The sequence below is a fragment of the Tenacibaculum sp. M341 genome (assembly GCF_004337695.1).
In the GTDB taxonomy this organism is placed as follows: domain Bacteria; phylum Bacteroidota; class Bacteroidia; order Flavobacteriales; family Flavobacteriaceae; genus Polaribacter.
On the sequence record NZ_SJXJ01000013.1, the window covers coordinates 119,419 to 130,467 of the forward strand.

The 11,049-nt window shown below is 28.9% G+C and carries 13 protein-coding genes and 1 pseudogene; 3 read left to right on the forward strand and 11 right to left on the reverse strand.

The window, feature by feature from the left end; genetic code table 11:
* Window positions 1-25: 25 nt before the first annotated feature.
* The 4 genes from EYW44_RS15295 to EYW44_RS15310 form a co-directional block, all read right to left on the reverse strand.
* On the reverse strand, window positions 26-778 hold the full coding sequence (locus EYW44_RS15295; RefSeq protein ID WP_132724616.1) for an OB-fold-containig protein: 753 nt from the start codon (window positions 776-778) through the stop codon (window positions 26-28).
* Between the two features lie 105 nt (window positions 779-883).
* Entirely contained in the window at window positions 884-1,249 is a 366-nt protein-coding gene (locus EYW44_RS15300) for a hypothetical protein (RefSeq protein WP_132724618.1), read from the reverse strand.
* 3 nt (window positions 1,250-1,252) lie between these two features.
* Complete coding sequence (locus tag EYW44_RS15305) at window positions 1,253-1,957, reverse strand: PspA/IM30 family protein (RefSeq protein WP_132724620.1); 705 nt, start codon at window positions 1,955-1,957, stop codon at window positions 1,253-1,255.
* A 5-nt stretch (window positions 1,958-1,962) separates the two neighbouring features.
* Window positions 1,963-2,358: a molecular chaperone Tir gene (locus EYW44_RS15310; RefSeq protein ID WP_132724622.1), complete on the reverse strand. Its 396-nt coding sequence runs from the start codon at window positions 2,356-2,358 to the stop codon at window positions 1,963-1,965.
* Between the two features lie 224 nt (window positions 2,359-2,582).
* On the opposite strand from EYW44_RS15310, the gene EYW44_RS15315 reads away from it, so the two are divergent.
* Window positions 2,583-3,338 (forward strand): helix-turn-helix domain-containing protein, encoded by a 756-nt coding sequence (locus EYW44_RS15315; protein WP_132724624.1) that lies wholly within the window; start codon window positions 2,583-2,585, stop codon window positions 3,336-3,338.
* A gap of 129 nt (window positions 3,339-3,467) precedes the next feature.
* On the opposite strand, the gene EYW44_RS15320 is transcribed toward EYW44_RS15315, so the two are convergent.
* On the reverse strand, window positions 3,468-3,896 hold the full coding sequence (locus EYW44_RS15320) for a DUF7738 domain-containing protein (RefSeq protein WP_132724626.1): 429 nt from the start codon (window positions 3,894-3,896) through the stop codon (window positions 3,468-3,470).
* Window positions 3,897-4,276: 380 nt separating this feature from the next.
* Here EYW44_RS15320 and EYW44_RS15325 point away from each other — a divergent pair, with 380 nt between their 5' ends.
* Entirely contained in the window at window positions 4,277-5,581 is a 1,305-nt protein-coding gene (locus EYW44_RS15325) for an NAD(P)/FAD-dependent oxidoreductase (protein WP_132724628.1), read from the forward strand.
* A gap of 113 nt (window positions 5,582-5,694) precedes the next feature.
* Here EYW44_RS15325 and EYW44_RS15330 read toward each other — a convergent pair whose 3' ends face one another.
* Complete coding sequence (locus tag EYW44_RS15330; protein ID WP_132724630.1) at window positions 5,695-6,411, reverse strand: YebC/PmpR family DNA-binding transcriptional regulator; 717 nt, start codon at window positions 6,409-6,411, stop codon at window positions 5,695-5,697.
* A 310-nt stretch (window positions 6,412-6,721) separates the two neighbouring features.
* Between EYW44_RS15330 and EYW44_RS15335 the strand changes: the two genes are divergently transcribed.
* Window positions 6,722-7,597 (forward strand): hypothetical protein, encoded by an 876-nt coding sequence (locus tag EYW44_RS15335; RefSeq protein ID WP_132724632.1) that lies wholly within the window; start codon window positions 6,722-6,724, stop codon window positions 7,595-7,597.
* Between the two features lie 77 nt (window positions 7,598-7,674).
* On the opposite strand, the gene EYW44_RS15340 is transcribed toward EYW44_RS15335, so the two are convergent.
* The 5 genes and pseudogenes from EYW44_RS15340 to EYW44_RS22795 form a co-directional block, all read right to left on the reverse strand.
* Window positions 7,675-8,994: an OmpA family protein gene (locus EYW44_RS15340; RefSeq protein ID WP_132724634.1), complete on the reverse strand. Its 1,320-nt coding sequence runs from the start codon at window positions 8,992-8,994 to the stop codon at window positions 7,675-7,677.
* A gap of 140 nt (window positions 8,995-9,134) precedes the next feature.
* Window positions 9,135-9,443: a hypothetical protein gene (locus tag EYW44_RS15345; RefSeq protein ID WP_132724636.1), complete on the reverse strand. Its 309-nt coding sequence runs from the start codon at window positions 9,441-9,443 to the stop codon at window positions 9,135-9,137.
* Between the two features lie 229 nt (window positions 9,444-9,672).
* A complete protein-coding gene (locus EYW44_RS15350) occupies window positions 9,673-10,329 on the reverse strand; it encodes a histidine phosphatase family protein (RefSeq protein ID WP_132724638.1) in 657 nt (218 codons plus the stop codon).
* A gap of 66 nt (window positions 10,330-10,395) precedes the next feature.
* Window positions 10,396-10,878, reverse strand: a complete 483-nt coding sequence (locus EYW44_RS15355; RefSeq protein WP_132724640.1) for a hypothetical protein — start codon at window positions 10,876-10,878, stop codon at window positions 10,396-10,398.
* A 57-nt stretch (window positions 10,879-10,935) separates the two neighbouring features.
* A pseudogene (locus EYW44_RS22795) lies at window positions 10,936-11,049 on the reverse strand (IS5/IS1182 family transposase); the annotation flags it as partial.

An 11,049-nucleotide genomic window follows, 5' to 3' on the forward strand; every position in this document is an offset into this window, starting at 1 on the left:
TATAATAATTTGTATTTGTTTTCTTTTAAAAATTGATGTCTATACTTTGTTCTTTATATTCTTGAACATAGTAAAATGTTTTGTCTGAGCTTTGTTTTATTACTAAAATAGAAGCCTTGTATTTAATTTCTTTTCCATTTAATGATTTAATATTAATATTTAAAATGTTTCCATCTGCTTTAACTTCTGCGCTCCCTAACTTGTTTTCTTTAATATTAGATAAAGATATTCCTTTTCTGCCAATTAGTTCTGTTGGTTTATCACCATCCTGATTTAAGTTTTTGAAAAAACTTTTAAAAGGAGTTGTAACAATTTTGTTTACAATCAATGATGGAAAGAAGGCTCCAAGCATAATTACAAAACCAAAAGTATTATTAAAACTATGTGTTAAAGTAGTACTTAATGTTGTAATTATCCACCATACGAAAATCCAACTTGTGAATGTAAACATAAATGGTAATCCAACGAAGTTAAAGTAAATTAATAATACTTGCCACCATTTTAAAGGCTTCTTTCTATTGCCAACAATATCTTCTTTATTTACTTCAGTATTAGCAACATCATGAAAATCAATATTACCACCTTCAATACCAGTGTCTAGGTCAACATCCGTGTCAATATCAACGTCCATGTCTACGTCTACATCAATGTCAACGTCAACATCTAAATCAAAATCAACACCAGAAATCATTGTAATAAGCCAGTAAACAACCAGTATTATTACAAGAATTGTAAGAGTAATATTAACTTGAGAAAATACAATGTCGGTCAATGTCATAGTCAGTTTTTGTTTTTAGTTGATTGTATGAATTACGAATTAAACGATTTAAAAGTTACATCAAAAATACAAACATTCGTAATTCATAGTTGTTATCATTGATTTTTACTTTTCAATATCAAGTAGATCTAATTTTTTAAAAGATTTTTTAAATTTTTTGATCACCTTGTCAAGGTCGCCTGTTTTACATGATAATTTTAAACTGAAATTATCAATTACAGCTTCAGATTTATTAACTTTTGATTGGTTATTGTATACAAAAGATATTGTGATTTCTTTTTCAGGAGCATTATCTTTAAATGTTTCTTTTAAATTATCCCAGTCAAATTCTTTTAGTAGCTCAGTATTTTCAGTTTTAAATTCAAAAGTAGTCACTGTTATATTATCAAGACTATCTTTTGTGTCGTTTTGGGCATACGTTGAAAAACTTATTAAAGAAAATAGTGTAATTAATAATATTTTAATCTTCATGTTTTAATCTTTCAGTCCCAATTGTTTTTTAAGAGCTTCTAAATCATTTTCAGCGGTACTCTTTTTGGAGTCAGTGGCTTCGTTTAATTTGTCGTCAACACTCTTAGATTTTTTTGCTAAATCACCATAAGCTTCTGCCAATGCTTCTTCTTGTTGTACTTTATCTTTCATTCGCTCAAGCATAGATACCGTGCCAGTGGCGTCTATTTCTGCCATTTGCTTGTTCAAGTTTTTAGTTGCTTTAGAAACTTTAACTCTAGCTTTCAATGTTTTTAATTCGTTTTCCCATTTATGAATGGTACTTTTTATTTCTTGAACAGTACCTTCTAAAGTACTAACAGATTCATCAAAACTTTTAGCTTCTTCTTTAGCTGATGCAATTTGTTGATTTGTCTCTTCTTTTTTAATTAAAGCTTCTTTAGCTAACTCGTCCGCTTCCTTAATGTCTAATTCACCATTTTTAGCTTTCGTAAGCACTATCATAGCTTTTTGCTCGTAATCATTTGCTTTAGAAGTGTATTCTTCTACATCATTTTTAGCTCTAATAGCCAATGCTTTTACTTGTGCTAATGATTCTAGCGATTTTTCTAAATCCATTTTTAAATCACGGATTCCTTGTTCAGTCATTTTAATAGGATCTTCCATATTATCTATGGCTGAATTGGCTTCTGCCTGACCTATTTTAAAAAGTCGTTTAAAAATATTCATTTTCTCTAGTATTTTGAAAATTGTATAATCTGATCTGAATATTCGCTAAGTAATAAGCTCAAGGCATTTAAACTAGCTTCTAATTCATTTAAATCCAGATTTTCTAATTGTAAAGTGTCTCTAAAAATAACACGTTCTCCTTTTTCATCGAGTACAAATGCCCCGTGAATAATATCTCTGTTTTTTTGAAGTAATGCTTTAAACATAGCTTCGTTGGGCTGATTAACCTTAAAAATGAATTGCTCCATTATTAAAATAGGGTACGCAACACCAATAATTAAGTTTTTAATTCCAAAGTTTTCTTTTTCAACAACAAAAATCCCATCAGTTTCGATTTCTTTACAAATTGTAAAGTTTAGTTCTAATAAAAAGTTTTTAGTTTTATTAAAATGAACATTCATTAGCAATTAGTTTATCGTGTTAGTTAATAATTGTCTCGTTTTTAAGTGAATAATCTGTTGATTACGGTCACTACAAGATGCAAAGTTAATAGAATCATAACAAAAAATAATTAATAGTTAGTCGCGTTTTTCTAGAAAAATTAGCAAATTTCATTTTTATTAGCTAATATTGTTAGTGTAAAGGTATGAAAAAAAACCGATATTGCAAATAAAATTAGCAAAATATGTCTTTTTTTGGAAGAAACATTAAAAAAATACGTGGTGTAAAAGGATTAAGTCAGAAGTCTTTTGCAGAGTTATTTGATTTGAAAAGAGCTACTTTAGGGGCTTATGAGGAGGGGAGGAGTGAACCTAAAATAGAAACGATTATTAAGATTGCTAATTATTTTAGCATTTCTATAGACAGTTTGCTAACTTCAGATTTAACTGTAAATGAGTTATTGCGTTTTAAAGAGGATCTGACTATTGAGACAGATTTAGTTACTGAAAAAGTGCTTAAAAATATTCCGTTTATTTCTGATAGTACTGTGAGTAAATATGTAGAGTATTATGATAATTCAAAATTTATTGAGGATTTACCTGTGTTGAGTTTACCTATTGCTTCTGAAAATGCTTTTAGAGCTTTTAGTGTTTCGAATTTAGAAATGACTTCGAATGACAAAGGTTTGTATCCTAAAGATATCGTAATTACAGAATATGTAAATACAGATAATTGGGATGTTTTAGGTAAAGGTGAATTGGTACTTGCAGTAGTTGAAAATGAATTAATTTTAAGAAAATTATATTTTATAGAAGACCAAGCTATTTTTAAAGCAGAGCATATTAATATTGAAGAAAAGGTGTTTAATAGAGATCAGGTAAAAGAATTATGGTTAGCTAAGTATTCTTTTATAAAAAGACTTCCATACATTGGTGATGAGGTAGAAGATAAGTTGTTGTTTTTAGAAAGAGAATTGCTAAAACTGAAAAAAAGGGGATAATTTTTTTTCAGTTGTTGTTAATCAATCAATAAGCAGTGTGTTTTCTTTTGATACATAATATCAAAACACTTCTTAAGTTTTTCAGTGAAAATAATAAGATCGTTAATAAGAGGTTTTTATAAGGTAATTTTATGCAACATACTCATTATTTATTCCAACGCTAAAGCCAAATCTGTTTTCGCTTTCACTTCCTAAACGGTGAATTGCAACTGTGTTTAAACCTATCTTGCTAAAATCAGAAAAGGTAATTTCATCTTCTTCTAAGTATAGTTTACCTGCAAAAGGTTTTTGAGCAACATACTCACTTATATTGTTGCTTTGGTAAACGTTAATAGAAAGAATTTCATTATCTCCTTTAATAGTACAAGAAATACCTAAATCATCCCAAATTAAGTACTGATTAGTACCTTCAATTTTTCTGCTAGGTTCTTCAAAAACAGCTATTAATTCCTCAGTAGTAGTAGGGAAATTAATTTTGATGTCGTTAATAATTACTTCATTTGTTTTACAAACGATGTTTATTTCTTTCGTCTTCTTTTTCTTTAAAAATTTAAGCATAATTCTTGGTTATGATTTCAATTCTACGGGGGTAAAACTATAAAATATTACCTGCTTTTACGCAGTAAAAAAAATGTTTTTTAAAACATGTTTAATTAAAACATACGTTATCAATTATATACCAAATTAAAATTTTTTTATTAAAAAATATCATGTTTTTAGAAATATTTTTTTGTATTACGAAGTTCAATTGAAGAGTGGAATATTTTTAGTCATTGCCTTGTTTATTAGGTTTTTGCGTTTTTTTGAAAACAAAAAGAACTTTAATGAAAATATGGAATTTAAAAGCGGTTTATTTTAGTGAATTAGAAATAATTTGTAAACAAATACTTTTGGTTAAATTTGTCTTTACAAGAAAAAATTAACATAAAAATTTTTAAATGAATATACCTCAAACCAGTTTTCCAAGGGTAGTTATTGTAGGAGGAGGTTTTGCAGGCTTGGCTGTAGCAAGAGGATTAGAGAATAAAGATGTGCAAGTAGTGCTTTTAGATAAGCATAATTATCATACTTTTCAGCCTTTATTATATCAGGTTGCAACCGGAGGGCTAGAGCCAGATAGTATTGCTTTTCCGTTGAGGAAAAGATTTAATGATATTGAAAATTTTTATTTCAGATTAGCAGAAGTAACACGAATTGTTAAAGAAGAAAATGAAATAGAAACTACCATTGGTACTTTACAATATGACTATTTAGTTTTAGCGACAGGATCTACAACTAATTTCTTCGGAAATAAAAACATCGAAAAATTTACGATGGAAATGAAGTCTATTCCGCAATCGTTAAATATTCGTAGTTTAATTCTAGAAAATTTTGAAGAAGCTTTACTAACCTCGGACTTAGAGGAGCGAAAAAAATTAATGAACTTCGTTATTGTAGGTGGCGGACCAACTGGAGTTGAGTTAGCTGGTGCTTTGGCTGAAATGAAAAAAGGTTTTTTACCCAAAGATTATCCTGATTTAGATATTAGATTAATGAAAATTAATTTAATTCAAAGTTCTGGTTGTTTATTAAAAGGAATGAGTGAAAAAGCATCTCAAAAAGCAGAGGATTTTTTAGTGAAGTTAGGTGTTGATGTTTGGAAGAATTTACGAGTGTTAGATTATGATGGTGATTTGGTAAAAACGAATGGAGAAGATCACTTTAGAGCTACTACAGTTATATGGGCGGCAGGAGTAAAAGGTGAAGCAATAGAAGGAGCAGGAACAGAGTGTATAGTTGAAAGAGCTGGAAGATATAAGGTTGATACATTTAATAGAGTGGTGAATTCTGATAATATTTTTGCTGTAGGAGATGTGGCTTCAATGAATTCTGAAGCGTATCCTTATGGGCATCCAATGATGGCACAACCCGCAATTCAACAGGGAAATTTACTAGCTAAGAATATTGTTAATCTATTAAATGATAAAAAACTGATTCCTTTTGTGTATGATGACAAGGGGTCAATGGCTACAATTGGTAGAAATAAAGCAGTTGTAGATTTACCAAAGTGGAAGTTTCAAGGAGTTTTTGCTTGGTTTGTATGGATGTTTGTGCATTTATTCTCATTAATTGGTTTTAGAAACAAAGCGGTAGTGTTTTTAAACTGGGTGTATAATTATATTCGTTTTGATAGAGAAACACGATTGATTATTAGACCATTTAAAAAAAGGAATAAATATTCTTTTGAAAATTCAGAAAAATAGATTGGAGTACTTTAAATAATTAAAAGAGTCAAAATAGAAGATTGATGTCATAAAAAAATGTCATTACTTTATAATTAGTAATGACATTTTTTTATGATTAAATGGATAACTTGTTATAGTTCCATTGAGTGATATACCTGATTTACATCGTCGTCTTCCTCTAAACGTTCTAAAAGTTTATCTACATCAGCTTGTTGCTCTTCATTAAGCTTTGTGGTTGTTGTAGGAATACGTTCAAATTCTGAAGAAAGTATTTCAATGCTATTATCTTCTAAGTATTTTTGAATAGATCCAAACTGTCCGAAAGGAGCATATAATAAGATACCATCTTCATCTTTAAAAATTTCTTCAACTTCAAACTCAATTACTTCAAGTTCAAATTCTTCTAAATCCATTCCTAAAGTATCTTCTTTTACTTTAAAGTTAACTACATGATCAAACATAAAAGCAACAGAACCAGAAGTTCCTAAGTTTCCATTACATTTATTAAATGCAGCACGAACATTAGCTACAGTTCTATTATTATTGTTAGTTGCTGTTTCTACTAAAATAGCAACCCCATGTGGAGCGTATCCTTCAAATAATACTTCTTTATAGTTTTCAGTGTTTTTATCACTAGCTTTTTTAATGGCACGTGCAATATTGTCTTTAGGCATGTTTGCTGCCTTTGCATTTTGAATGACAACACGCAAACGAGAATTTGATTCAGGGTTTGGACCTCCTTCTTTTACAGCCATTACAATATCTTTACCGATACGTGTAAAAGTTTTAGCCATTGCAGCCCAACGTTTCATTTTACGTGCCTTTCTAAATTCAAATGCTCTTCCCATTTCTAAGTATTATAATTTAAAATCGAAAGCAAATGTAAAAATAAGAATGTGTATTTACAATTATTTTATGTTTCCCTTTTTATAAAGCTGAATTCTCAGGGTAAATATTAAATTTTGTAAATAATATTAGTGTTATGTTAAATTTTACTTTATTTTTATTGAATTTGAATTGATTTATCTATTCTATTAGGATATGTAAAATAATATTATTTTTTTTGTGTTCTCTTAAGTAAGAATAATAATTGTGACATTATAAATAAGTATGTGTCACAATTCAAAAGTAAATGTTATATAAATTAATTTTTTAAAAATGAGAATGTTAAAGTTTTTAATTCCCTTAGTTGTTTTTTTTAGTATACAGCAAATAGCAGCACAGGGTGTTAAGGAAATAGAAGCGAAGATTGAAAACTTAGAAGAAGAGATTAGAGCTAACGAAGAAATGTTAGTGAGTGGTGTTGAAGGTTTAGAAAGAATTAAAAAAAGATTTTCTAAATCGGGAAAGAAAGTTACCGCAAAAGAGTCTGCAAGACAAAGAAAGATTTTTAATAATGTAGAGTCTAGATTAGAGACTTTAGATAAAGTTATTAAAAAGCAAAAGAAAGAATTAGCTAAGAAGACTAAAAAGTTGAATGAACTTAAAGGAGAAGAAGCTGAAGAAGAAGTAAAAAATGAAGCTGTTGAGGCTAAAGTTAGTGAAAAATCAAGTTCTTCTTTGGTGAGTAATGAAAAAGAACTTCTTGAGCGTCAAGAAACTTTAAAAAGAGCTAGAGCTAAATTAGAGCAAGAGAGAAAAGAAAGAGAAGCTAGGTATTTAAAAGAGCAAGAAGAGTTAAAGAAAGAAGCTGAGAAGTTAAATCAGTTAGATAATCAAATTAAAACTGAAAAAGAAAAGATAGAGAAGGAGAAGGAAGAGATTAGAAATAGAAAGATTGAGGCAAATCGTGAAAAAATCAATGAGTTAGAGGATGATATTTTTATTAACGAAGAGATTTTAGCGAGTGGTCAAGCTGGTTTAAAGAGAGCGCAAGATAAATTAGCAGAAACAAAAGCTGATAGCAATGCTACTCAAAAAGATATTACTAGAAAAGAATCAATAGTATCTAAAATTCAAGCTAGATTAGATGGGATTCAAAAAGAAATCAACTTAAAGAAAGCTGAGATAGAAAAATTAAAAAATCCAGAGTAATTTTTTAATTTACTAAATAAAAAAAAGCCTCAATTCTAATTAAAGAATAGAGGCTTTTTTGTTTTATGTAAGTGAAGTTATTTTTTTATAAATTCTACTCTACGATTATTAGCTTTCTCTATATCGTTTTTATTACTATTTAAAGGAGCTGACTCTCCTTTACCAGTTGTGTTTAGTCTTTCAGTGTTAATTCCTTGTTCTATAATGGCTTTTTTAACCGATTCAGCACGCTCTTTTGAAAGTTTAAGGTTTGAGGCTTCATCTCCGTCAGCATCTGTATGCCCAACAATTTCAAACTTCCAGTCAGGATTTTCGTTCATAATACTTACCATTTTATTGATAACTCCCATAGATTTTGGTTGAATACTAGCTTTTCCAGAGTCAAATAAAATTCCGTTAGTAACATATTTCCCATCGGTAACAATACGTTTATACATTTGTCCGCCTCCATGTGCTATACGAATGTTTTTCACGGCGGTTTTTAATGTGTTTTTTCCTAGTGATACATTTTTGTCAGTATAATCAACTGGTTTTTTAAGTTTAATTGCTAAGCCATTGACAGCTTTTTTAAAGTTAGGAAGGTTAGCAATACGCTTGTTGTTGAAGTATACTTTTAGTTTCTTTTTATAGTAAGATACTGAAATATGTTGCCATTTGTTTAGGTCAATATTATTTTTTTCAATTTTTTCAAGTGGAAATTTATCGTAAGATTTTGTAAGGTCTTTGTGTACTTTTCCGTTAAGTCCTTTATAGTCTATGCTAAATTCTATGTCTGCATTTGAAAATCCTCCGAGACTAGAGCGTACTCCATCAAATTCGTTTTCATCAGTATAAAAATAAATACCAAAGTCTTGTTCATCATATTTGTCAACTAGGTTATCTAGGTAAATATCAAATTCAATTGTAAATTCATCACCAAGATAATTTTGATTGTCAAATAACGGATTTATTACATTGATCTCTTCAGTGGTAGGTATAATTACTTTGTTCTTATTTAATTTGGCTATTTCAGCTCCACCTTTTAATAAATCCCATTTTGAAGGAAATTCTCCTGTTTCTTCAAGTTTAAGATCATCATAAAAAATAACTTTTTCACCAGGAATAAATTTGAAATTTCTGTATAATTCAGCAGAAGCAACATTTGTTTTTTCTTTTTTCTCTGAAGCAGTTTGTGTTGAAGGATTCTCGTTTTCTGTGATTGTTTTTTCTTCGTTTTGTTGAGTTTCTTCTTTCTTCTTTTTCTTTCTATTTAATACGTCATTTAATTCTTTGTCTGTTTTGTTGATAACAGCATCTTCGGCTTTCTTTTTAAGTTTTTTCCAGAATTGTGCATTTGCATTATTGGTAAAAGATAAAAGTAAAATTGTAGTGAATAAAAATTTGATTGATTTGTTCATTCGCTAATTGTTTTAATAGATTTAGGTTAAGTGATGGAAATAAATTTAACCATTACAAGTAAATTTATTTTCATCACTTAAATATATTAAATTCTATTGTTAAAAATGGTTTTAATTGTTATGCTTATTTGGAGTTGTTTTTAGTCTACAGACGGTTTAATACCACAGTTTAAAGAAATCTCAGCCATTTTAGCAAAGTTTTCTGTTTTTTCGGTTTCGCATATAGTAAATTGTTTTGCAGTTGTTTCTACAGAGCAGGTACAATCTTCTTCAGAGTTGTTGGTCTCTACACAGGCTTTTACAGCTGCATCAATAATTTGCTGAGTCCATTTTTGAGAACAATTATCGTTTTTAAATCCATCTAAATCACTAGAAGGGTTGTTTGAATCTGAACATGATATTAATGTAACAAGAATAATTACTACAGGTAATCTTTTTAAAAATTTCATAGAGTTTACTTTTATAAGGTTGAATATTTATATAATTGATCACTCTAATTTAATAGTAGAAAAAGTTAATTAAGTGTTAAGACTTGAATTTGAGCAGCTAATTCTTGAGTTTGAATTTATTTTTTTTGAATTTACAAAAGCTGTACTTGGTTTTTTAAAATTTAGGGTGTTATATAAAGTTATAGCGCTTTTATTAAAAAGAGTTTTGTTTTTGTGTTAAGATGAGTGTTTAAAGAGCATTAATAACAGTATCTTTTCTTTTCTCTAATGTTGAGACCAACTCATATTTACCGTTTTCTTGTTTTTCGAGAACAATTATTTGACAATTTTTAGGGTTTCTGATATTTTCAAATTCTTCTACAGTCCAATGCAGCCATTTCATTAAAAACAATCTAATAGTCATACCATGTGAAACAATCACACAATTTTCTGAAAAATTGTCTTTGTTAAAATCTCTATGAAGGGTGCCAAAAAAATCACTAACTCTGTCATAAACATCGGCGCCAGATTCTCCGTCTGGAATCCTGTAGTAAAACGTGCCATAAATATCTCTTTCAGAATTTATAATTTCATTATCAGCCAAGCTTCTAAAATGACCCCATTCTTGTTCTCTTATTCTAGGTTCTTCAATAAATCTTATCTTTTCGCTTTCAAAAGATGTGCGAATTTGTTTAAAGGTTTCTCTTGTTCTCCAAAATGGAGAAATATAAAAAAAGCAAGATTCATTATTAACTATTTTTTTTAATTCTTTACCACAGTTTTCTGCTTGCTTTTCTCCAGTGTCGGTTAAAGTTAATTTATAGTCTGGGGTGTGTTCGTATACTCTTTTATCAGCATTCCCAGTAGATTCTCCATGTCTTATTAGTATTATCCTATTTGGTTTCATATGCTGTTTTTGCTTTTTAATAGATGTGTATTATAAAGATAACTCTTATTTTTCAAAAGATTGTTTTTATTTGATGTTTTGAAGGTTAAGAATTTTATCGGCTTCATTATAATACTCAAGCAAAAGTAATTCTCTACTGTTAATTTCGTTCATGTAATTTCTGAGTTTTTCTAAATTTAGTTTAGCATTTTCAGGAGAGTTGAAATCAATAGAAAGTATCAGTTCCGAAACTTTTGGTATAGGTTTGAATGTTGATTTTTGTTGATTGTAAATTTTTGACAGCACAAGTAATTGATCATAATCTAAATTAACAATTAACGGATGAGATTTGGCAATATCCCAAGCATCGTTATTTGGGAATCTTCCTAGTATGGTTTGCCTGGTAAATATCGTTTTGAAGAGTATTAGTTTATCTTGGATAAAATTTTTAGTAAATTGATCATCATTGTAAATACTGTCTATTTTTGTGGTTGCATCTTTATGATACGGAGCCCAATATTCGACTAATTTTTTGTTTTCTAGAACCTCTAACTTTATTTTAGATAACAATTTGTTAGCTTCTTTTTTGTTTTTTGCTTCTTCAATTCTTTCGTTTAGAAATAGAAGTCATCTTGACTTTTCAATTTTATGAAATTTCTTTAATCCGATTACAATAAATGCTAGGAAATTAAAGCCTTTCCAACTAGTAATTGTGGTGTCAAATCTATTCAATAAAGAACG

Bases quoted from the DNA above. Each gene is read 5' to 3' on its own strand.
- EYW44_RS15295 (WP_132724616.1), bottom strand. From the start codon at position 778: ATGACATTGACCGACATTGTATTTTCTCAAGTTAATATTACTCTTACA.
- EYW44_RS15300 (WP_132724618.1), bottom strand. From the start codon at position 1,249: ATGAAGATTAAAATATTATTAATTACACTATTTTCTTTAATAAGTTTT.
- EYW44_RS15305 (WP_132724620.1), bottom strand. From the start codon at position 1,957: ATGAATATTTTTAAACGACTTTTTAAAATAGGTCAGGCAGAAGCCAAT.
- EYW44_RS15310 (WP_132724622.1), bottom strand. From the start codon at position 2,358: ATGAATGTTCATTTTAATAAAACTAAAAACTTTTTATTAGAACTAAAC.
- EYW44_RS15315 (WP_132724624.1), top strand. From the start codon at position 2,583: ATGTCTTTTTTTGGAAGAAACATTAAAAAAATACGTGGTGTAAAAGGA.
- EYW44_RS15320 (WP_132724626.1), bottom strand. From the start codon at position 3,896: ATGCTTAAATTTTTAAAGAAAAAGAAGACGAAAGAAATAAACATCGTT.
- EYW44_RS15325 (WP_132724628.1), top strand. From the start codon at position 4,277: ATGAATATACCTCAAACCAGTTTTCCAAGGGTAGTTATTGTAGGAGGA.
- EYW44_RS15330 (WP_132724630.1), bottom strand. From the start codon at position 6,411: ATGGGAAGAGCATTTGAATTTAGAAAGGCACGTAAAATGAAACGTTGG.
- EYW44_RS15335 (WP_132724632.1), top strand. From the start codon at position 6,722: ATGAGAATGTTAAAGTTTTTAATTCCCTTAGTTGTTTTTTTTAGTATA.
- EYW44_RS15340 (WP_132724634.1), bottom strand. From the start codon at position 8,994: ATGAACAAATCAATCAAATTTTTATTCACTACAATTTTACTTTTATCT.
- EYW44_RS15345 (WP_132724636.1), bottom strand. From the start codon at position 9,443: ATGAAATTTTTAAAAAGATTACCTGTAGTAATTATTCTTGTTACATTA.
- EYW44_RS15350 (WP_132724638.1), bottom strand. From the start codon at position 10,329: ATGAAACCAAATAGGATAATACTAATAAGACATGGAGAATCTACTGGG.